22 protein-coding genes are annotated in these 22,254 nt (G+C 43.2%); 11 read left to right on the top strand and 11 right to left on the bottom strand.

What is annotated here, in order from left to right:
* From GDZ68_RS14955 to hflX, 4 genes are all read right to left on the bottom strand, one after another.
* Nucleotides 1–303: iron chelate uptake ABC transporter family permease subunit (locus GDZ68_RS14955; RefSeq protein WP_153723108.1), on the bottom strand; the 303-nt coding region annotated here is incomplete at its 3' end.
* The gene (locus GDZ68_RS14950) at nt 296–1,246 is read right to left on the bottom strand and encodes an ABC transporter permease (RefSeq protein WP_153723107.1); all 951 of its coding nucleotides are present in this window, start codon (nt 1,244–1,246) and stop codon (nt 296–298) included. The genes GDZ68_RS14955 and GDZ68_RS14950, both read right to left, overlap by 8 nt.
* Before the next feature lie 236 nt (nt 1,247–1,482).
* Nucleotides 1,483–2,355, bottom strand: a complete 873-nt coding sequence (locus tag GDZ68_RS14945) for a DUF6612 family protein (protein WP_153723106.1) — start codon at nt 2,353–2,355, stop codon at nt 1,483–1,485.
* Between the two features lie 291 nt (nt 2,356–2,646).
* On the bottom strand, nt 2,647–3,912 hold the full coding sequence (hflX, locus tag GDZ68_RS14940) for a GTPase HflX (RefSeq protein ID WP_153723105.1): 1,266 nt from the start codon (nt 3,910–3,912) through the stop codon (nt 2,647–2,649).
* A 221-nt stretch (nt 3,913–4,133) separates the two neighbouring features.
* On the opposite strand from hflX, the gene GDZ68_RS14935 reads away from it, so the two are divergent.
* The 4 genes from GDZ68_RS14935 (at nt 4,134) to GDZ68_RS14920 (ending at nt 6,888) form a co-directional block, all read left to right on the top strand.
* Nucleotides 4,134–4,601 carry a nucleoside deaminase gene (locus GDZ68_RS14935; RefSeq protein ID WP_153723104.1) on the top strand — a complete coding sequence of 156 codons (468 nt, stop codon included), beginning with the start codon at nt 4,134–4,136 and terminating at the stop codon, nt 4,599–4,601.
* A 98-nt stretch (nt 4,602–4,699) separates the two neighbouring features.
* Nucleotides 4,700–5,431 (top strand): oxygen-insensitive NADPH nitroreductase, encoded by a 732-nt coding sequence (gene nfsA / locus GDZ68_RS14930; RefSeq protein WP_153723103.1) that lies wholly within the window; start codon nt 4,700–4,702, stop codon nt 5,429–5,431.
* Nucleotides 5,432–5,457: 26 nt separating this feature from the next.
* Nucleotides 5,458–6,648: a class I SAM-dependent methyltransferase gene (locus GDZ68_RS14925; RefSeq protein ID WP_153723102.1), complete on the top strand. Its 1,191-nt coding sequence runs from the start codon at nt 5,458–5,460 to the stop codon at nt 6,646–6,648.
* A 48-nt stretch (nt 6,649–6,696) separates the two neighbouring features.
* Nucleotides 6,697–6,888 (top strand): hypothetical protein, encoded by a 192-nt coding sequence (locus tag GDZ68_RS14920; protein WP_153723101.1) that lies wholly within the window; start codon nt 6,697–6,699, stop codon nt 6,886–6,888.
* A 47-nt stretch (nt 6,889–6,935) separates the two neighbouring features.
* Here GDZ68_RS14920 and GDZ68_RS14915 read toward each other — a convergent pair whose 3' ends face one another.
* On the bottom strand, nt 6,936–8,117 hold the full coding sequence (locus GDZ68_RS14915) for a MalY/PatB family protein (protein WP_153723100.1): 1,182 nt from the start codon (nt 8,115–8,117) through the stop codon (nt 6,936–6,938).
* 150 nt (nt 8,118–8,267) lie between these two features.
* On the opposite strand from GDZ68_RS14915, the gene GDZ68_RS14910 reads away from it, so the two are divergent.
* Together GDZ68_RS14910 and GDZ68_RS14905 are read left to right on the top strand one after the other, a co-directional pair.
* Nucleotides 8,268–10,409: an S-layer homology domain-containing protein gene (locus GDZ68_RS14910; RefSeq protein WP_153723099.1), complete on the top strand. Its 2,142-nt coding sequence runs from the start codon at nt 8,268–8,270 to the stop codon at nt 10,407–10,409.
* 401 nt (nt 10,410–10,810) lie between these two features.
* Nucleotides 10,811–11,860: an alpha/beta fold hydrolase gene (locus GDZ68_RS14905; protein ID WP_153723098.1), complete on the top strand. Its 1,050-nt coding sequence runs from the start codon at nt 10,811–10,813 to the stop codon at nt 11,858–11,860.
* Nucleotides 11,861–12,081: 221 nt separating this feature from the next.
* Here GDZ68_RS14905 and GDZ68_RS14900 read toward each other — a convergent pair whose 3' ends face one another.
* Both GDZ68_RS14900 and GDZ68_RS14895 read right to left on the bottom strand, forming a co-directional pair.
* A complete protein-coding gene (locus tag GDZ68_RS14900) occupies nt 12,082–13,161 on the bottom strand; it encodes an NAD/NADP-dependent octopine/nopaline dehydrogenase family protein (RefSeq protein ID WP_153723097.1) in 1,080 nt (359 codons plus the stop codon).
* A 312-nt stretch (nt 13,162–13,473) separates the two neighbouring features.
* Nucleotides 13,474–14,202 carry a MerR family transcriptional regulator gene (locus GDZ68_RS14895; RefSeq protein ID WP_153723096.1) on the bottom strand — a complete coding sequence of 243 codons (729 nt, stop codon included), beginning with the start codon at nt 14,200–14,202 and terminating at the stop codon, nt 13,474–13,476.
* 158 nt (nt 14,203–14,360) lie between these two features.
* Here GDZ68_RS14895 and GDZ68_RS14890 point away from each other — a divergent pair, with 158 nt between their 5' ends.
* Entirely contained in the window at nt 14,361–15,356 is a 996-nt protein-coding gene (locus GDZ68_RS14890) for an NADPH:quinone oxidoreductase family protein (protein WP_153723095.1), read from the top strand.
* Nucleotides 15,357–15,405: 49 nt separating this feature from the next.
* On the opposite strand, the gene putP is transcribed toward GDZ68_RS14890, so the two are convergent.
* Nucleotides 15,406–16,887: a sodium/proline symporter PutP gene (gene putP / locus GDZ68_RS14885; protein ID WP_153723094.1), complete on the bottom strand. Its 1,482-nt coding sequence runs from the start codon at nt 16,885–16,887 to the stop codon at nt 15,406–15,408.
* Between the two features lie 281 nt (nt 16,888–17,168).
* On the opposite strand from putP, the gene GDZ68_RS14880 reads away from it, so the two are divergent.
* Nucleotides 17,169–17,492 (top strand): YbjQ family protein, encoded by a 324-nt coding sequence (locus GDZ68_RS14880; protein ID WP_153723093.1) that lies wholly within the window; start codon nt 17,169–17,171, stop codon nt 17,490–17,492.
* A gap of 41 nt (nt 17,493–17,533) precedes the next feature.
* On the opposite strand, the gene GDZ68_RS14875 is transcribed toward GDZ68_RS14880, so the two are convergent.
* Nucleotides 17,534–17,962: a DUF1801 domain-containing protein gene (locus GDZ68_RS14875; protein WP_153723092.1), complete on the bottom strand. Its 429-nt coding sequence runs from the start codon at nt 17,960–17,962 to the stop codon at nt 17,534–17,536.
* A 16-nt stretch (nt 17,963–17,978) separates the two neighbouring features.
* Nucleotides 17,979–18,173, bottom strand: coding sequence for a YwbE family protein (locus GDZ68_RS14870; RefSeq protein ID WP_153723091.1), 195 nt, complete (start codon nt 18,171–18,173; stop codon nt 17,979–17,981).
* Between the two features lie 227 nt (nt 18,174–18,400).
* Between GDZ68_RS14870 and GDZ68_RS14865 the strand changes: the two genes are divergently transcribed.
* The 3 genes from GDZ68_RS14865 (at nt 18,401) to GDZ68_RS14855 (ending at nt 21,836) form a co-directional block, all read left to right on the top strand.
* Nucleotides 18,401–18,841 (top strand): YtoQ family protein, encoded by a 441-nt coding sequence (locus GDZ68_RS14865; RefSeq protein ID WP_153723090.1) that lies wholly within the window; start codon nt 18,401–18,403, stop codon nt 18,839–18,841.
* 166 nt (nt 18,842–19,007) lie between these two features.
* Complete coding sequence (locus GDZ68_RS14860) at nt 19,008–21,428, top strand: HAMP domain-containing sensor histidine kinase (RefSeq protein ID WP_153723089.1); 2,421 nt, start codon at nt 19,008–19,010, stop codon at nt 21,426–21,428.
* 15 nt (nt 21,429–21,443) lie between these two features.
* The gene (locus GDZ68_RS14855) at nt 21,444–21,836 is read left to right on the top strand and encodes a response regulator (RefSeq protein ID WP_194841190.1); all 393 of its coding nucleotides are present in this window, start codon (nt 21,444–21,446) and stop codon (nt 21,834–21,836) included.
* A 48-nt stretch (nt 21,837–21,884) separates the two neighbouring features.
* Here the strand turns inward: GDZ68_RS14855 and GDZ68_RS14850 are convergent, their stop codons facing one another.
* Nucleotides 21,885–22,250 (bottom strand): response regulator transcription factor, encoded by a 366-nt coding sequence (locus GDZ68_RS14850; RefSeq protein WP_153723087.1) that lies wholly within the window; start codon nt 22,248–22,250, stop codon nt 21,885–21,887.
* Nucleotides 22,251–22,254 lie beyond the last annotated feature (4 nt).

The following is a 22,254-nucleotide window of genomic DNA, read 5'->3' as shown; positions in this document are numbered from 1 at the left end:
GAATTGCTGATTAATCAGTACAAAATGGGTAGAACCAAAAAAGAAAATAAGGACAGTTTGAAGTAAAATATATAGGGAGTCCAGCCCCATTATGCTTGGCGTCAAAATCCGGTTATGCGTAATCGTCTGGAATATGACCGTAGAATAGGCAACCGCCACGCCTGTCAAAATCATCGCAATCACTTTGACCGCTCTTCGAGGAAGCGCGTAATCATAGCTGCCGTTCAATCCTTGAAATAAATACAATCCGCAAAACACCAATGCCAAAGCGGCTAGAATCAATAACTTTGTTCTGTTACGCATATGCCTTCCCCCTAAACAACAGATAGAGGAAGATTCCGCTTCCAATCACACCGACCATTAAGCTGATCGAGATCTCATACGGATAAATAATGACTCTCCCTAAAATGTCGCAAATGAGAAGAAAGATTGCGCCGAGCAAAGCGGTGTGCGGCAACGTCTTTTGCAGATTATCTCCTTTAAAAATCGAAACGATATTCGGGATGATCAGCCCTAAGAACGGAATCAAGCCCACCGTCAAGACAACAGTTGTCGTAATTAACGCTACTAATACAAGGCCAATATTCACAATCCGTTTGTAAGCCAGCCCTAAGTTCTTGGAGAAATCCTCTCCCATTCCAGCCACCGTAAAGCGATTCGCATATAAATATGTAATGATCAGGACCGGTATGCTTATATATAAAAGTTCATAACGGCCTTTCATGATCATAGAAAAATCACCTTGCAGCCAAGCTGACATATTCTGAATCACATTTGCTTTATAGGCGAAAAATGTGGAAATGGATGACAGGATATTCCCGAACATCAAGCCGACGAGCGGAATGAAGATCGCATCCTTAAATTTGATCCGGTCCAAGATTTGCATGAACAAAAATGTACCGAGTAGGGCGAATGTAAAAGATACCGCCATTTTTTCTAATAGTGTTGCATTCGTAAAAATAATCATCGAAACCAAAATCCCAAGTTTCGTTGCGTCCAACGTTCCTGCTGTTGTTGGGGAAACAAATTTATTGCGGCTTAGTTGCTGCATGATAAGCCCGGCAATACTCATTCCGGCACCCGCCAGCAAAATAGCAACCAGCCTCGGCAACCTGCTGATTAAGAAAATCTCTGTTTCTTCTGATCTCCAATCCAGTAAATCCGCTGGTGTGATACTGCTTGCACCGACGAAAAGCGAAAGGAGTGAGAGTAGTATGACAGCTGTAATTAAATAACGTTTCTTCATGAAGAACTCCGATATCGAATATTTGAGCTTTCTCACTTAAATGAAAATGATTATCATTCGCTCATAAACTACTTTAAGCGTTTTACGATACGAAGTCAATAGCTAATTGAAAATCATTATCATCACTTTGTGACAATCGTTTTTCCACAGTATGCTGTGTGCTGACTGCTGAAAACACTATTGTACAGCGAAAAAACTGCCCTCCGGTAATTCGGAAGACAGTTTTGTCATGTTACTTATTGCTGCTGCATGGCTTCATTCATGTCAACTGCATTATCAATCACTTCTTTTGGCACTTTGATTTCATCAATCTCATTGATTTTCGAGATATCGCCTTTGATCTTCTGTGAAATCTTCACTTGCTGGCCTTCTTCTTCCATTGTCATGACCATATCCATGTCAAAATGATTTGTGAAGAATGTTTTCTTGTCAATGGTGAATTCCACATCAATACTTTCAATTTTCATTTGAGAGATGAGATCCAACTGCGCTTCTTCCATTCCCGCAGGCATGTTTTGCTCCATCATATCCTTCATTAATTCACTGAACTTCTCGCCAGACCCTTTCAAATGAAGAATATATTCGTCATTTGTCTGTTCAAAAGTGAAATCATCGGCAAACTCTTCATACATAGAAAAGTCTACTTGTGTATTCATAGAGCCGGCCATCTGCCCTGCAACTTCTTCATACATTTCATTCGGCAATTGCATCCAGTCGCCTGACTCAGGATTTTTCATGAAAAACCCGTCTTCAGTCATAAACATTTCTACAGCCGTCTGTTCTTCGCCCATTTGCATATTCATCGTCTGACGCATAGCAAGCGGTTCAAGAATCATATCCATATCGATTGTCGAATGAACTTCCTGCTTATCTTCACCCATCTCAATGTTCTGGTCCATCTCCATGTCAGCGTGCATGCTTTGCTGTGTTTCTGACGCAGCATTCGCCTTCTCCATTACTTCTTGTACAGTGAGGTCACTTTTTACTACAACCTCTTCTTCTTTTCCAGGGTCGGTACTGGCATCCTCTTTCGGTGTTGCTGTCTGTCCGCAAGCACTTAGGGCAAATGCCAGCGCGCCGGCACCTATAAATGTTGTCCACTTTTTCATATTTGCATCTCTCCTCTTATTTTGGCTTCAATTAGTTGTACGGCCGAAAAACGTAAAAGGTTCAATTTCCCTTACTTTTCGACATAATCCGAACCATTGTACCAAATCTATCCAGTGACTCTGTAGGTAATTAAAACGAGCGTGTTAGGTAATTACACCTTATTTTGCCAGAAAGGTTTAGATACAGCAGGAGCGGGCATACTAGAAACATCCCACCCCCTTTCTCTTCTTATAAAGATAAAAGGATTTGGCTGCATGCATTGCGCATGCAGCCCTTTTTTGATTCATTATTTACAATACAAACTCCTGGAGACGTTCGCATTCGCTGACCGGCATTTCCACTGTCAGCAAAGTGCCTTCTTCTTCATAAGCAGTCTCCTTAATCGCAGCTGTCTCATTCAAATGGGACACGAGCTCTCCGCGGTCATAAGGGATGAGCAGTTTGCACGTAACATATTCTCTGAAAAGATTCTGTTCAATCAGCTTCAGCAGTTCAGGCACTCCTGCGTTTTCTCCGGCGGACATCCAGATGTTCTGATCCTGTACGCGGGGATAAGGCACTTCTGCCAAGTCTGCTTTATTGTACACATTGACTGTCGGAACACTTTCCACTCCAATATCCTGCAATGTTTCATTGGTAATATCCATCATATAACCATGTTCTTCATTTGAAACATCCACTACATGTAATAACAGATCTGCATTTTTTGCTTCTTCCAGCGTAGAACGGAATGCTTTGACCAGGTGGTGAGGGAGCTTGGAGACGAAGCCTACTGTATCCGTCAAAATAAATTCCTTCTTGCTCTGCAGTTTAATTTTTCGGACGGCCGTCTCTAATGTCGCGAACAGCATATCTTTTTCGCTGACCTGCTTTGATTGATCAGCATCTACGTATTGAAGCAGCCGGTTCATCAACGTCGATTTTCCCGCGTTCGTGTAACCGACAATCGACACTACCGGAATTCCGCTGCGCACTCGCTGTTTGCGCTGCGTCTCCCGCTGTTCACTGACATGATCCAGTTCTTTGCGCAATTTTGCAATCTGATCTTCAATCTTCCGGCGATCGAGTTCCAGTTTCGTCTCACCGGCCCCTTTGTTCTGCAGGCCTCCTCCAGTTCCCCCGCCCTGCCTGCTCAATGAAGCGCGAAGCCCGACTAGACGCGGCAATGTATATTGAAGCTGTGCCAGCTCCACCTGCATCTGTGCTTCTCTGTTGCGTGCACGTCTCGCAAAAATATCCAAGATCAGCATGGTCCGGTCAATAATTTTACATTCCAGTTCTTTTTCCAGATTACGTAATTGAGACGGTGACAGTTCATCATTGAAAATCAGCAAGTTTGCACCTGTCTCTTCATATATTTCACGGATTTCATCAATTTTTCCTTTGCCTAAATAATGAGATGGATTTCTTCTTTCAAGATTCTGTGTCACTTGCCCGACGATCGTGACATCAATTGCTTCTGCTAAGTTGCGCAGCTCCTCCATTGCATATTCGAAATGAAGATCTTTCTGTTCATGAACGCCGACTATGACGGCTTCTTCTATTAATACATCCATTTCCGTATCCTCCCCGACGTTTTTTTACAAGTAGTTTACCCTTCAGAGCGCTAACTAACCATGACTGTTCTTTCATCATCATAACAAAGATGCATACATAAGCATTCATTTCGAATATCCTGCTGAATGTTTTGTCTGTATGGTGATTGTTTTGTATGATAAGGGCAGGAAACCAGACAATATTTCCCGGGAAATTTAATTATTCGACAGGAGGAAATGACATGAATCATGAAAAGTGGCTGAAGCATACAGTGGAAATGGCAACAGAAAATGTTTCAAATGGCGGTGGTCCGTTTGCAGCTGTCATCGTAAAAGATGGTGTGATTATCGGGTCTGGGACCAATCTGGTAGAATCCGCTTGTGATCCTTCTGCCCATGCGGAGCTGCTGGCAATTAAAGAAGCCTGTGCGAAATTACAGTCGCTGGATCTGTCTGACTGTGTATTGTACGCAAGCGGCGAACCTTGTCCCATGTGTCTCGGAGCTGCTTATTGGGCAACCGTGGGCAAAATATTGTATGCCTGCAGCAAGCAGGATGCTTATGAGGAAACAGGATTTACAAACCCTGTGCAGGCTTTCTTTCCCGACCAGGAACTACAGCCCGAAGAGCGCTTTATTCCATTCATTCAGCAGAAAACTGCGGATGCATTGCAACCGTTCCTGGCATGGCAGAAACGGTTGTCCAACTGAGCTTGGGTATTTCCTGAAAGCTCTGAATAGTGTAGGATGAAAGTAGATATTCAGGAGTGAAATATATCCTGCTGAGAAAATAAAGGCGGAGGGATCGTATGGTTATTGAATTATTGAAATCTCACTCTTCAGTTCGGCGCTACAAAGACGAACCGATCACACGGGAGACCGTAACAGAATTGATTCGGGCAGGACAGCATGCAGCAAGCTCACATTTCGTGCAGGCTTGTTCAGTGCTCTATGTAACAAATACAGAAAAACGAGGACAGCTGGCAGAGCTTTCGAAGAACCGCCGTCAATTTTATACAGGCGGTGCCGTGCTTGTTTTTTGCATGGATTATAACCGCCTGTCGCATGCCGCGCGTCTGCACGGCAGAGAAATTGATTATTCTGCAGCTGAAAATGTCCTGGTCGGTGCAATTGATGTCGGTCTGTTCGCTCAGAACGTCGCAATCGCCTCTGAATCAAAAGGCTACGGCATCTGCTATATCGGCGGTGTTCGAAATGCGATTGAAGAAATTGCAGAAGTGCTTGAACTGCCAAAAGGTGTCGTTCCTTTATTCGGCATGTCCATCGGTGTGCCGAATGAATCCAACGGTGTTAAACCGAGACTGCCGGTAGAAGCGGTCTTGCACGAAAACACGTATAATGAAGAAAAATATGATGATCTGCTGCCTGCTTACGATGAGATTATGAAGGAATATTATGCTGGCCGCGATTCCAACCAGCGCGAAGCCACGTGGACTGCAGAAATGGCGGATTTCCTGGAGAAACCGCACCGTCTTCACATTAAAGGCTTTTTGGAGAAGCAAGGCTTTCTCTTTAACTGAACGCAGACAGACAGGAGTGTCAGAACATGTCAGTAGATGAAGTACTCGAACTGCTGCAAAAACGCATGACAGACGGTACTTTCATTCGGGGTACGATCAGTCAGCCCCGCTTGAAATCGAATGAAACGAAACGCATCAAAATGAAGCCTCTTGAACTGAAAGGCGAATTTTATATCCAATTTGAATATCAGCATGAGCGGATTCTGAAGCATGAGAATGTGCCGCTCGATAGTATCGCTGGCCCTCTGCAGAAGGCTCTTGAAGAATACAAGCAGTTCCACATTGAGCTGACGGATGAAACCATTCAGATCTTGCTGTCGAAGAAAATGAAGGTTTCCATCAAAAGAATTTTTCTGGATACCGAGAAAACAGTGGATTACGCACATAACCGAAAAAAACATTACGCCCTGAACGAAGGAACACCCTATCCATTTCTTGTACGCCTGGGTGTTCAGACACCTGAAGGCAAAGTGAAGAATCAGAAACATGATAAATTCCGGCAGATCAACCGATTTGTCGAACTGATCGACGATACTCTGAGCCATCTTCCGAAAGACCGGCAGATACGCATTTTGGATTTTGGTTCCGGTAAATCCTACTTGACGTTTGCTCTTTATCATTATTTACGGATCGAAAAAGGACTGGACATCCGGGTTACCGGCTTAGATCTGAAGAAAGAAGTCATTGAAGAATGCCAGACGATTGCAGAAGATTTGCAGTATGACCAGCTGGAGTTCCTGGTCGGTGATATCAATGAATATGAAGGCGACACGGCAGTCGATATGGTTGTTACGCTGCATGCGTGCGATGTTGCGACGGACATGGCGCTTGCGAAAGCTGTTACATGGGGCGCTTCGGTAATTTTATCTGTTCCCTGCTGCCAGCATGAATTGTTTTCGCAACTGCAGTCCCCGGCATTCGATGTCATGCTGCAACATGGTCTAGTGAAGGAACGCTTCGCGGCGCTCGCTACCGATTCAATGCGCGCTGAACTGCTGTCGCTTGTCGGCTATGAAGCGCAGCTTGTCGAATTCATTGATATGGAGCATACGCCGAAAAACATTCTGATCCGTGCGTACCGCAACGGCCGCCAGCCCGATCAGGCACAGATCGCACGCTACGCGACTTTCCGCGATATGCTGAACGCCCGCCCGTTTTTAGAGAAAGAACTGCAGCAGCTTGGGTTTCTTTCGGCGGGCAGCGATGAAAATGACTAGGGTGATCGGCTTCTGAAATTATTGGATAACGTTAATGAGTCTATGAGCATGAGACTCGCAGGTATGATCACGGCGGCATGCAGTATGATCACGCAGCCGCTTACTATGATCATGAATCAAGGGGCGATGAGCGGCTGGCGCAAGCGTATGAGCTCTTGGCTGTTTACTATGATCATCCAGCTGTTCCAATGGCCATTACTAATTCGGCAGCTTAATGTCCACATCAAATTTAACGCGTAATACGGAAAAAGGCTGTCCTGATAAAAACTCAGGCAGCCTTTCTATAATTATCGCGGCAAATGTTCAATAATCGCGTCCACTGCCTGTTGAATATGCCGCGGCTCTGTCCCGAGGTTTAAACGGATGAAGCCCTTGGACTTTTCCCCGAACCATTCGCCGTAATCGATGGCCAGTTTGCATGTATCCTGCACGAATTCCTTAACCTGATCCGGCTGAATATACGCACGCAGATCAATCCACAGCAAATACGTACCTTCGAGCGGACTAACGATCAGTTTCGGTGCATGCTCCGCAAATTGTTCCACTGCATAGCGTTCATTCGACTTGATGACGGCGCGCAGCCCGTCCAGCCAGTCTGCACCATGGCGGAATGCGGCTTCAGAAGCAGTCATCCCGAGTAGATTGACTTCTGTCTGGTTGACCGAGTTGACGAAACGGTCGAACTGTTTTCGCAGCTCTTCATTTTCAATAATGATCTGCGACGTCAGCAAACCGGCCAGATTAAATGTTTTGGAAGCAGCCGTCACTGTGACTACTTGCTCAGAAAACTTGCCGTCCGCCACGATTGCAGACGGAATATGCGTGTGCTCGCCAAATGTCATATCATGGTGGATTTCATCCGATACAACGAGGACATCGTATTTTTCACAGATTGCCAGCAGTTTCTCCGCCTCCTGTGCCGTCCAGACGCGCCCCACTGGATTATGCGGTGTACAATGAATAAACAGCTTCACGTCATTGTCTGCAATTTTCTTTTCAAAGTCTTCAAAGTCAATTGTATACTTGCCGTCCGTATTAACCAGTTCACTGTTCACCAGCGTACGCCCGGTATCTTTCACCGCATTGCTGAATGGATAGTAGACAGGCGACAGAATAATGACTGCGTCTTCCGGTTTCGTAAAGGCATTAACGAACCAATAAAGCGCCGTTACGACGCCAGTTGAAAAGCGCATCCACTCTTGCTTCACTTCATAGCCGTGGCGTTTGCGCTCCCAGTTGATGAACGCTTCATAATAGGAATCGGGCACATATGTATAGCCGAACACCCCGTATTCCACTTTCTCTTTGATTGCTTCCACTACCTGCTCAGGCACTTTAAATTCCATATCCGCCACCCAGGCAGCCAATAAATCCGCGCTGCCGAAACGTTCCTCCAGCTTATCCCACTTCAGCGAGTTCGTTCCTTTTCGGTCAATCGCATATCGTTCCAAAAACTCTTCTTTATTCATAATTACATCCTCCTTCATCTTTCCTATTCAACCCTATCTGTCTACTCAGATTGTATCATATGTTCCTTTTTGATTCCCATTCATACTGAGAACAATTATTTTGGGGTATAGTCATACTAGTGGTTTGCTAACTTGTTGGAGGTAATATTAATGAATAAATGGATGGTTTCGCTGAGCTGGGCTGCACTGATTTGCTTTTGCTCTTTTCATTCCGCATATGCACAGACAGCGGCCGCGTCCTACACAGATCTGCCCGGCTCTTACTGGGCGAAAAATGAAATTCTGCAATTGAATGAACTGGATATATTGTCAGGTTCAATGGACATGCAATTCCGTCCGGACGCGCCATTGACAAAAGGGCAAGCTGCGATGGCTTTATCGAAAATCTCCCCGTCGAAACCAGCTGCAGAGTATGCTTGGCTGCAAACAGAACAAAATTCTGATGAGCCAATTACACATAAACAGCTACTGGATGAACTGGCGACTAAGTTTGAGACAGACTTTGCACATCTGATTTCGATCTGGCCTTCCCGCCTCGAACAGGCAGCTATTAACAATATTTCGATTTTCACTATCAACTCTGCAGAGGATATCCTGCGCAAGAGTTCGCCAACGGTTTCAAGGGCTGTTTTCGCTAACGTTCTACACAGACTGCTGCTGGATGCCGGTTATATTAAAGAAGCGAAATCGTATGCAGCATCCACTATAGAAACATCAAAAAATTATATACCGATGAAACATTCTGTTCATTTAGAAGAGGTCCCTTTTTCTTTGCATACTCTCTATTTACGTGCCGAAGAATCGATTCGGTTTAAATCGCAGACGGAAATTGATCATGGTTTTGCACGAGACTATATATATACATATACAGTAGGCAGAAGCGCTGCAGAAATGGAAGTGACTTTCCGAGTGCTGCCTAATCAGGATACCTTTGTATTTTCTAAACTAACGAATCCTTCAGGGTTCCCTCTAACTGTAGATATTCTGCAAGAAGAGAAAGATGTTGCCTATTTTGACCTGTATCGCTATGATCGATATCCACTGCAGCGGGAAAATACAGATTTAACCGATGCTGATATGACTTCCTATCCGACAGGCGTGCTTCGTTTCATTCGAAATGATGGCACAGTGGAAGAGCGAATGGTCGGCCAGTCTTATCTTTCGAAGCAGCTTTCCATGCGTTATGATAACGGCGAGCAAAGCTTTACCCGTGAACTGCTTGATGAACAGGAAGCCCTGTCCTATGCTTCGACGGGTGACTCCCTATTGTCCGTCTATACGCTGCGTTCTAGAGGAAAGGATATTGTGGATCAGTGGTATCTGAATTCCCATCATCAGCTATTTAATTCGAAGAAAAGCATCTATGCCTGGATGAGAGAGACGGGACAGAACCATAAGAAACGCAATAACTGGTATACTGCGGACGGTCCCTATAATAAACTGGCAGACTCCACCGAACCGATGCCGAAGTCCGGGCAAGGATACGGCCGTACGTTGCTAATGCTGAAAGAAGATCGCGCGCTGACGCTTTATCATGAGAAGGAAGAACGTTATTTTGAGGATCTGGTCTATAACGCGTTCGTAAATCTGAAAAGTTTCAAGAAAGACAAAGCGTACTGGGAGACGGAAGTAACGAGCACGTATTTAAAGGATTTATACGGCATACATGCTCCTTTCATCGATACGCGTTTCAATGAACAGATTGCACTGTTTTATTATGATATCGGTCGTGAATTCGAGATTCCAGAAGCTAATGAACCGCTGCGCGACTACGCAGACTTGCTTGTGTCGCAAGAAGACAAAGGCAACATCATTACTGTAAAAACATACGCTTATTATATCGCGGATTACTTCCCAATCAATCAGGAAGTGACGACGCATGCTTCTATGAATCACGCACTTGGCGGAATGAATATTTTGTTGATGGCATATCAGGAATTTCAAGACCCGCGCTATTTGCGGACCGCTCGCCGTATTCAGCAGGCGATCGCTTATCAGCAGGATAACTGGATTCGTGATAACGGCGATATCTGGTATCGTATCTCGCCTGATTTGACGTTTAAAGGGGACGATTACAAGCATCTGACACTCGAAGATCTGATTGATTCCTACCAGCTTTGGCAACAGTTCGATCCTGTATATCTTCCCTACCTGAAACAGCTGATCATTACCAAAGCCACGTTCTTATCGAATGAAAATTTAGGCTATACGCCAAAAATTAAAGATGGTCTGGAACAGATTGGTTTGTCGGAGTATCTTCCCAAAGGCGATGAAGTGACGGACGCATTGTAGACGCGAATATTACTGAAAACAATGGATTTCATTCACGGGCTGTTCATTTTCCTAATAGGCAAAAGAGTGTAAGAAAACAAAAGAGTGTTGCTTTTTATAGGAATTTATTATAGCATGAAAATAATTTAATGCACGTAAGCGACAGAATCATAAGTTATGCTCTTTTTAACTTGTGAGAAACTGGGTGGAACTACGGGTTAAAAAGCACTCGTCCCTTGCTTAGGGATGAGTGCGTTTTTTTGTTTTATATTTATTACTTTAAAGGAGTGTATATCATGAGTGAAATAGGACCACAGAAATTAACCAGATCTATTTAGTTCAGGAATGGGCGCTGTAATTAGCGAATTCACTTTTTAAAACATCGCGCGATTTAATGGGATAAGGAAGGAATAAAAAATTATATGAAGCGTAAAAAGAAAACAATGAAATACATTTTTTATACGGCAATTGTTATTTTAACATTACTCGCAATAGCACTTTTATTTCCCACATGGACATCAAATATAAAGGGTAATAATAGCATTAGCACATTGGAACAAGTAATGATAAATGGAACTGGTCATGAAATTATGATACGCGGAGCTAATAAGAATAATCCTATCGTAATTGTTGTACATGGAGGACCAGGAGCCCCGGAAACACCATATGCTGTTAAATATCAAAATTTATTGGAATCCAATTTTACGGTTGTTAATTACGATCAAAGAGCAAGTGGGAAGTCGTATCACTTTCATGAAGACTATTCCAATCTATCAACAAATTTATTGGTCGATGACCTATTGTTGTTGACAGATTATATATCAGAACGCCTTGGGAAAGAAAAAGTTATCCTTATGGCTCATTCATCAGGAACATACATTGCCATGCAAGCGGCCAATAAATCTCCTGAGAAGTATGAAGCGTATGTGGGGATTGGACAGATGAGCGATACATTAGAAAGTGAGAAAGAAAGTTTAATTTACTGCATTGACCAAGCTGAAAAGGCAGGCAATACTGATGATATAGAATACTTACAAGGGTTAACTGAACAAATTGGCAACGGTGAAATAGTTACCCCAAGGGAATACGTCATGAAATATGGCGGATCTACTAGAAGCATTGATAACCCCGATGGTGATATTATAGGAGCTCTCTTTAGCAGCGAGTATAATTTGTTAGATGTCATTCGCTATAACTATGGAATGGGATACTCTCAAGAGAAGCTGGTAAATCATATGTTAGAAAAATCATTACCAACTATTGTTTCAAAACTTGATATTCCTTTATATTTTGTAATGGGTACATACGATTACATGACTTCATCTAATGCAGCAAAAAAGTATTTCGATACGATTTCAGCCGAAGATAAGCATTTTATTACTTTCGAGAAGTCAGCTCATTATCCACAATTTGAAGAGAAAGAAAAATTTAATGAATGGATGTCAGATACATTTATTAATGAAAATAAATAAGATGCTTTATTCCGTTAACTGGCACAATTTCTAAAGAAACATCTACTTACTAGTCGTCTCAAAAATTTTGAGCAACATAGGAAGAAATCTAAGATACTGCTTGCAAGTGCACATATTCAACAGAGCTTTTATTGTCTGCTGTTACAGGATTTTGTGGATCTAAAAACCGACTGCCAGTAATTTATCACTGGCAGCCGGTTTTATTTGTTTGGCATGTGCAATTAAACAACAGCGATACTGTAGCCGATTATTCTTTCCAGATTCTCTCTGCCAAGCAATTCTACAGTTCTGGCGTTCTCTCTAAAGTCCTTATTCAAAGCTGCGGATGCGGTGTTGATCAACCCGGTGCACGTAGGCGTTTCTACATTCAGCATCCGACCCAGTGATTCTAATAAGACCAACCCCTCAGGTACATCTTCTGTGATGAATCTGGAATCGGCGACGAACGGCCCTTCCGGTGAACTGTTCTCCGCATACGTACGAAACGCCTCTATGGCATCGACAGTCAAATCCACAGAATTACGGAACCGGCACGCTTCTACATATGACAGTCTTTCTGCCCCGATCTTTTCAAGCACATTCATTTTTTCGTTATCAAGACTTTCAACCAAATTCCATACGTGAGGCGTAAATACCTCTTTGTACATCCAATAATCACCCTCGGTATGTTCAATCCGGGGTATGCTCATAATCCCGCCGATCGTATGAACAATCAAATTCGGATTATGAAGAGCCGCTTCTATTATGGACGTCAGATACACAAAATTATATTGAAGTGCGTTCAATTTTTCCTGTATGGTCTTTTCGTCTTTATCTGTAAAGACTGCTACAGGATTTCGCACGTTTTTAAATAATACTTTTACTTTTCCGGGTTCAATAATCCGGCAATCAATCGGCGAACTCTGCGCTTCTGCGATGGTGAAGCTTTTTTCTTTTTCATGCTTCAGAAAATAGGCCGTTGATAAATAACCCGGCTCCAGCAGCACAATTTGATCTTCATTCATGAATGGAATGATGCGCTTGATCACTTCTTCATGAAAATTAGTTTGAATATACATAATGATGATCTCAGCACCGGATATAGCGAGTTCCACATCGGTTGTGACAAGATCTAGGTTCACGCTTGTCTCTTCAGAACCGTCTAAGATTGTTACTTTCCCTTGATTTTTCACTATATATTCAAAGTGTTCATTATGCAGTCCCTTAGATGTTTTCAATAACGTTATTGCATGACCCTTCTTCTTCAAGTCTGCTGCAATTGTCGTACCTCCGTGCCCTGCTCCTACTACTGTGATATTCATAACGTTCCCTCCAATGATTTGATTTAGCACACTAATCAATTCCATGGTTACGGGCCCATTTTATACAAACCTCCGAGAGCGTTCACAAAAAGTCTTCGATCAGGTTTTTAGGGTAACTTTCCTCTCAATAAAATGATAACAAGCCACTGCCAAAGTAGACTACTATCTAAATTTAGTGACTATTATTCATCCTGCTGTATTACTATACCACTAATTACTTTAATTAGCATTTTTCACTACTCGTTATCATTTCCAAAAAATAAAACTGCTAATCCTAACAATCGGATCAGCAGTTTGTTTTATGCAACATACCTATTCTGTCTCTGCAATTCTGCGTTCTGCAAATATTCTCATCGCGTCCTTCATAAACGTTGCAAGTCCCTCGCCAAACTGATCGATATTTTGCGTAAAACGTTCATCCGCCGCATACATTTCACCGAGCCCTTTAAACGCCGCCAATGAATAACTGCCCATTCGGTTCAGCAGAATGAACCATTCTTCAATAACAACCTGCGCTTCATCGGAATCTGCCTTTCCATGCCGAAGTTCTGCCAGTTTGAAATAAATCCGGTTCATGTCATCCTGCATTTCCTTTCCAAACTTACGGTTAGTCTGATTCACTTTCTTCTCTCCCCATCTTGCCTTCGCTTCTTCCTCATATGGATTCTTTCGAAAATCAAATCCCCTGAACTTCTCTTCATTGGTCATCTTGTTTTCCCCTTTCTCTGTTTGAATGGTGCGGTCAATCGTCTGGAGCATAACCTCCAGCTGCATTTTTTTCTTCAACAGCATATCTCGCTGCATTTCCAATGCTTCCAGGCGCTCAAATTCCGGACTTTCCAGCAGTTCCTTTATTTTCTTCAATGAAAAGCCAAGTTCTCGAAAAAATAAGATCTGCTGCAGGCAGGCCAGATTTTCATTCGAATACAGACGATAGCCTGATTCAGTCACTTGGTCAGGTGCAAGCAGTCCAATATCGTCATAATGATGCAGAGTTCGTATACTGATGCCTGTCAGTTCTGACACTTCTTTCACTTTCATCTATCCGCCGCCTCCCTAATCTTCACTATAAGGTCTGACGTTACGTGAGAGTCAATCTTTATTTTAACAGCGAATGAGCCTTCAATTTTGAAGCTTTCCGACAATTGCGTTAGTATAATGCTAGAATCAAGAAATTAATAGGCGAAAGGAGATTTTATATGGCACAATCATTCAAAGCACTTACCGTTGACAAACAGGGGGATGACTTTTCAGTAGAGGTACGCAAACTCTTACTTGATGATCTGCCTGAAGGAGACACGGTCATTCGTGTGCACTATTCAGGCATCAACTATAAAGATAGTCTGGCATCTATACCTGACGGAAATATCGTACAGAACTACCCGATGGTTCCCGGCATTGATCTGGCGGGTGTGGTCGTTTCTTCAACGGATCAACGGTTTAAAGAAGGTGATGAGGTCATTGCGACGAGTTATGAAATCGGCGTCTCACACTTCGGAGGTTACAGCGAATACGCAAGAGTGAAAGCCGACTGGGTTGTGCCTCTTCCCTCAGGTCTTTCATTAAAAGAAGCGATGATTATCGGAACAGCGGGCTTTACAGCAGCACTGTCAGTTCAGCGTTTAGAAGATAATAATCTGTCGCCTGGTAAAGGGAAAGTTCTGGTGACAGGTGCAACCGGCGGAGTAGGAAGCTTTGCGGTTTCGTTTTTATCTAAACTTGGCTATGATGTCGAAGCGAGTACCGGAAAGCAGAATGAACATGCATATTTAGATTCTCTGGGAGCCAAGTCCATTGTATCTCGTGAAGAGGTCTATGACGGTAAAATCCGCGCTCTCGGCAAGCAAAAATGGGCAGCAGCAGTCGATCCGGTCGGCGGTGAGCCGCTTGCTTCGTTATTGAGCCAGATTGAATATGGCGGATCAGTTGCTGTAAGCGGATTGACTGCCGGCACTAAATTACCTACAGCCGTGTTCCCTTTCATTTTACGTGCTGTGAATCTGCTCGGCATTGATTCTGTATACTGCCCGATGGATACGCGTAAAAAGATATGGAATCGGTTAGCAACAGACCTGAAGCTTTCGGATCTGGAACAGCTTGTGCAGCATGAGATTTCATTGGAAGAATTGCCTGATGCATTACCTGCTTTACTGAAAGGCCAAGCACGCGGACGGACCATTGTACAATTAATTTGAGTATTTGAAAGAGCCATCCTTACATTGCAGGATGGCTCTTCTCATACGATTAACGTTCTTCTCCCAATAACTTAATCGTTTCATCATATTCACGTTCAATTTCAGCATTCTTTCTATACGTTGCCAAACTGACGATATACGTCACGATCAAACAAGTAATGAAGCCCGGCACAATTTCATACAATGAATTCGACAGGAATTTAAAACTCCCCCAAATTCCTACTGTAATCGCTCCGGCGACCATACCGCATAGTGCGCCCTGCGGAGTAATCTTCCTCCAATAGAGTGATAACAGAATGACAGGGCCAAATGCACCGCCGAAACCTGCCCAGGCGAATGAAACCAGTTTTAATACCGATTCTTTATTCGGCCACGCAAGAATCACTGCAACCACTGCAACGATCATAACTGCGGCACGTCCTAAAAAGACATATTGCCGGTCTGAAGCGTTCGACTTAAAGACAGCTTTATATAAATCTTCGATCAATGCAGATGACGTCACGATCAATTGAGAAGAAATCGTACTCATCACTGCAGCCAATACTGCCGCCAGCATGATTCCTGCAATCAATGGATGGAAAAACAGTTGGCCGAGAACTATAAATACCGTCTCCGGATCTGCAAGCTCTGCTGCATTTTGCTGGAAATATGCGATTCCCACCAATGCTGTAGCAATTGCACCGATCAAACTTAACAGCATCCAGCCGATTCCGATCCGTCTCGCACTTTTCGTTTCTTTTACCGATTTTATTGCCATGAAACGTACGATAATATGCGGCTGGCCAAAGTATCCCAGTCCCCATGCCAGCGAGGATATAATTCCCAGCAAACCGATGCCCGATGAAAAATTAAACAGCGCAGGGTCTACTTGACGTATACTGTCCGCTGTTGCTGCAAATCCGCCAGTCATGAAAATCCCGGCGGACGGCACTAAGATCAGCGCCAGAAACATGATCAATCCCTGAACGAAGTCTGTATAGCTTACTGCCAAAAAACCACCGAACAGTGTATAGGCAATGACAACTGCTGATACAATCAACAGTCCTGTATGATAGTCCAGCCCGAATGAACTTTGAAAAAATTTCCCTCCGGCGACCATTCCCGATGAAACATAGAAAGTGAAAAACACTAATATGATGATTCCTGAAGCCACACGCAGTAAACGCGATGTGTCCTTTAATCTATTCTCCAGGAAGCTTGGAATCGTTATGGAGTTATTCGATACTTGCGTATACATACGCAGACGCGGTGCCACAAGCAGCCAGTTTAAATAGGCCCCGATTGTTAATCCGATGGCAACCCATGCTTCGACCATGCCGTTCAGATATATTGCACCCGGAAGACCCATTAAAAGCCACCCTGACATGTCGGAAGCTCCGGCACTCAACGCCGTAACTGCAGGTCCCAGTGAACGTCCGCCCAGCATATAGTCTGTCAGATTGGATGTCCGTTTGAACGCGTACCATCCGATAAATAACATAGCTGCCATATACAAGATGATCGAAATGAGCTGATACGCTTGTTCCGTCATACAATCTCCCTCCTTTTTTAAAACAACAGTCCCATTTTACATGATTCGCAAACTTCTTTGAACCATAATCCTGAAGTGTGTATATTGAAACTATTGCTATCGACAATATTCCCCGGGAAATATGAATTTATGACATGATTCTTCCTGCCAATAAGTGCAGGTCAATCCCAGTGTTTTCTTCGGCTCTATAACATTTCTCATTATTTTTTCGAAGGTACTGGCAATGATGAAACCCCGCCGCCCTTTGATTCGTATAAAAGGAAACATAAGGAGGAGATCGAATGTTACACACGACAACGAACACACTGCAAGGCCGGACAATCGAAACATACCACGGAATTGTATCTGGAGAAACCATTATGGGCGCAAATATTGTCCGCGATATCTTTGCTTCCGTCACAGATATTGTAGGCGGAAGAAGTTCAGCATATGAGAGTAAGCTGACAGAAGCCCGTGAAACTGCAATTGAGGAAATGTCAGAAAAAGCGCGGCGCATGGGAGCTAATGCTGTAATCGGAGTAGATTTGGATTTTGAAATGGTGCGTGAAGGTATGATGATGTGCATCGCTACCGGTACGGCTGTGACGTATAGAGAGGGTTTGTAAATATATGAATAAAAGAGAGGATGCAACACCCTCTCTTTTTCTTATTGCTTTTCATTTGGATATAATTCTTCTAAAAATATAACGGATTGCCCGATTAATTCCTTCATCACGTCCACGTCGATATCCTCAACTTTGTTAATATACACACACGCTTTACCGCTCGTGTGCTTGCCGAATCTTTCCAACAACCGTTCACGCTCAGCATCACCCGTTGTGAAATATAAGCTGATCTTCGCCTTTCGCGGTGAGAATCCGACAAGCGGCGCGTCCCCTTCATGACCGGTCTTATATACATAATGATAAGAGCCGAAGCCTATTATACTGGGTCCCCACATCTTTGCTCCATATCCCGTAGTGTCTGTAAAGATATCAAGCAACCGATAGGCATCTTCCCGTTTTTTAGGATTCTCCACACTCTCAATAAATTCAATTACACTATCATCGGTTCGCTTCGTCTTCAATTCATACAACCGGATTCAGCTCCCTTCAACCCAATATCTCAGCCACCCGTCCGACTTGTCCATCTTCCAGCCGCACCTTAATGCCATGCGGATGAAAGCTCGAGTTCGTCAATAAATCTTTGACAATCCCTTCTGTCTTTACTCCGCTGCGCTGGTCTTTCTTTAAAATGACTGCTACACGCAGTCCTGGTTTAATATCTGCTCGATTCTGTCCGTTCATAGGATGATCGCTCCTCTTTTTTATTCAGTGTACCATAGATTATTACTATCCCTGCTGCTGAACCCGTGATTGGTGCGGTTGTAAGGCCGTTTGGCGCGTTTAACTAGCGTTTTGGCGCGGCAACCATAGACTTTTACGCGAATGCAGAAAACCAAGCAAAGTACATCTACTGAATGAAAAGAACAGGCATGATACAATGAAGTCTATCAAACTAGGAGGAGATTTGTATGCGTTTAACAGTATACTTAGCCGGGGAGATACATACGTCGTGGCGGGAGAAAGTCAAACAGCAGGCAGAAAAGCTGCAGCTGCCGGTCGACTTTGTCGGACCGATGGAAGACCACGATCGCTCGGATCATATCGGGGAAGAAATTTTAGGAAAACAACCGGACGCCATTTTTAAAGACGCAGCGGCTTCCAACTTCAATAACTTGCGCACCGAGATTCTTATGAAGAAATCAGACGTCGTCATTGCGCTGTTCGGAGAGCAGTACAAGCAATGGAATACTGCAATGGACGCAAGCGCTGCTGTAGCATACGGCAAGCCGTTAATTTTAATTCGCCAAGAAAATCACCATCATCCGTTGAAAGAATTGTCGCGCAAAGCTCATGTCACCGTAGAATCGGTCGACCAGGCCGTACGTGCGCTACAATATATTTTTGAATAAACACTTCAGGACACAGCCTGCTGTGTTCTTTTTTTCGCAAAATTTTACGAATGAAAACCTGGTTTCTTTTATTCCCAGACGTTAAAAAATAAGCCGTATATTCCGTCTGCCCTAATCCTGCTTCGGATGGTAGAATAGAAGTATAGAAACAGGAAGGGGTAACCGAATGTCGCGAAGAAGAGGTATTCGCCAGCAATATATTAATATCTTTATCGTATCATTGTTAGTGGCTGTAATCGGCATGGGCAGTATGTATATATATGTAAAGAGTTCTTGGGCCGAGCTAGAGGAAAATCAGCAGGAGACTTTTGAAAAGTCCGAATTAGTAGAGCAAATATCCAATTCTGTTCAAGATCTGTTCTTTAGAATCCGCGGATACTATGCTTTTCAAATAGAGGATGAATTGAACGGAGCCTATCAGGCAATTCAGGACATTCATACGTATTCAAGACAATATAAAGCACTTCCCCTCAATGAAGAGGAGCAAAAAATCGTAGAAGAGATTGATGATTTTCTAACCGACTACGAAAATGCGACGCTGCCCAGAGCCATTCAGTACGTGCAGGAAAACGATTATGAAGGGCTGCGCGAACTTGCGAATGGCGGAACGAATTCTTCAGTCAACCGCTTTATCAAATATGCCAATGAATATAATCTCAATGTAAAAGAAATGCTGCAAAAAGACTATCAACAAACAAAAAACCAGACCAACCAATTCTTTTTACTTATTACTTTGCTGGGACTTGCGTTTTTACTGATTCCAATTTTCATGGTATGGAATGTGATGAAACGGGTAATTCGACCTGTCGAGACCATCACACATGCAGCAGATCAATATGAAACGGATGGAAAGATTTTATTTCAGCTGAAAGACAGAGAAGATGAAATAGGTGCTTTATCGCAAGCTCTTCACAAAATGATGCAGCGAATTCAAACGAATGAACAGGAATTGCTGGTCCAGAATGAAGAGTTAATTTCTCAGCAGGATGAATTATTTAATCGCCAGACAAAAATGGAATACGCTTTATCGGAAGCCCGTTTTTCTAAAGTTCGTCTGGAGCGTCATAATGGACTTAGTCATTTATTGTCCTTTTCGCTGGACAAGCAAGAAGTCTGCGATCAAACATCCGAGTACCTGAATACCATCTATCATTCAGATCTCAGTTTATTATGGTTTCCTATAAGTGACACTTTTTCGTTAAAAGGTATGTCCAATGAATTTTTTGAAGAGATAAAACAAGAGCGGATGGATTATCTGAAACTTCGCTTGGAAACAGAACCTTATTTTATCATCAAGCGTGAGGCAGGCTATGAAAAGGGTGTCGCAGAAAATACCACTTTCGTTTACGATTTTGTCACAGGAATATACAATTCCGCAAACCACTTGAGCATCATTGCCGTTCTCTCCCGAATCGGCAAGCCGTTTACTGAGGATGACCAGACGGACTTATATGGTTTATTTAAACGGATTGCAATAGCCGTCGACCGGATCGAACAGCATGAACTGATCAGCCACGAGCGCCAATTGAATCAAAATATTTTAGACAATATCAATGAAGGCATCCGTTTTGTTTCCAATAACAACGAGGAGGATAAATACAATACGGCGCTATTTGAATTGCTGGGTATGGAGCCTAAAGCATGGCCGCGGGAAGAATGGACAGAACACTTCCTTCAGCAGATTAATGAGCCTGAGCAATACCGGGTGTTTTTAGAAGAAGCGCTGGACTCGGATAATCAGGAGATGAACCATAATTCATACATTGTCTCACTTCCTTCAGAACAGTCGCGAGTCATGAATGTTTATAGTGTGCCCATATTGATCAGCGGAGAAAAAGTAGGAACCATTTTCGTTCATCGCGATATTACGCGTGAACATGAAGTAGATCAGATGAAGACTGAATTAGTCTCTACGGTGAGTCACGAACTGCGAACGCCGCTGTCCAGTATTTTAGGTTTCTCTGAGCTATTGCTGAATAAAGAGATGGATGAAAAACGCAAGAAACGATATCTGGAAACAATTCAAAGCGAAGCCAATCGACTGACTTCTCTCATCAATGACTTTTTAGATATCCAGCGAATGGAATCAGGCCGTCAGACATACGCCGTTGAAGATGTATCGATAGCCGAACTGGCAGAACAGACAGTTACGTCCGTGCAGTCTTCTCTGCATTCCATTCAATTACAGGACGTCACCTGTTCTTCCACTGTAGTCGGCGACAGAGAACGGCTGCTTCAAGTATTCAAGAATATAGTAGGCAATGCCATCAAATTTTCTCCAGACGGCGGTAAGATAAGAGTCACGTTGAGAAATCAGAAAGATAGGGTTATCGTCTCCATTTCTGATAAAGGGATTGGAATTCCTCAAAATGATATCAGTCACTTATTCGAGAAATTTTATCGTTTTGATAATAGTTTCAGCAGAAAAATCGGCGGTACAGGTCTTGGTCTATCTATTTGTAAAGAAATCATCAACAATCATAATGGCCAAATTTGGATTGACTCGGAAGAAAACGTTGGTACAACTGTATTCTTCTCACTTCCGCTTAAACAACAACTGCCGAATGAGCCGGTTAATCTTGAATAACCTCTCGTGGTCATAGTGGAGGATGATGTAAGCATCGCTTTATTATCAGATGAAAAGCTGACAAGTAGCGGATTTTCTGTTGTACACCATGGAACTGTGGAGACGGCATTAAAATGTATCCAAAAAATGCAGCCCGCTGCAGTAGTAGTAGATTTAATTCTGCAGGACGGTGAAACAGGCTGGGAGTTAATCGGGCAGATGAAAAAGCTGAAAGATACAGAATCAATTCCCATCATCATCTCTTCCTCTGTGGAAAAGGATCCTCGATTGATGGAAAAATTTCATGTCGATCACTATTTGACGAAACCTTATCCGCTGCATGATTTTTCTGCAACAATCATACAAAATATACACCGTTCGGACGGCAGAATTTTATATCCACAAAGTGATCATCCCGACAAAAAATGAAAAAACGTTCTTTCCAATTTGGAGAGAACGTTTTTTTCTAGCTTCCTGTTAGAAAAATGATTTCAGCAATTCCATTAATTCATTCGGACTAAAAGGTTTTGACACAAAGTAGGCAGCACCTTTTTCCATCGCAGCCTCCTGATCGGCCAACTGTGCTTTTGCTGTGAGCATGACCACTGGGGTTTGAAGATTCATAGGCTGAATTTTCTCCAGCACTTCCAGTCCGGTCATATGCGGCATCATGTAATCAAGAAGGACTGCATCATAGTGATTCTCTTGAATTTTCTTAAGACCCTGCAAACCGTCCTCTGCTTCATCCACGATGAACCCTTCGAACTCTAATGTATCCGTCAGCAACATGCGAAGTATTTCCTCATCATCTACTACCAGCACTTTTTTTCCTGTATGTGACAATTTG

Source organism: Sporosarcina cascadiensis, from assembly GCF_009650995.1.
Taxonomy (GTDB): Bacteria; Bacillota; Bacilli; order Bacillales_A; family Planococcaceae; genus Sporosarcina; species Sporosarcina cascadiensis.
The sequence above is the reverse complement of the archived record's forward strand: the minus strand, read 5'-3'. Positions and strand labels throughout refer to the sequence as shown.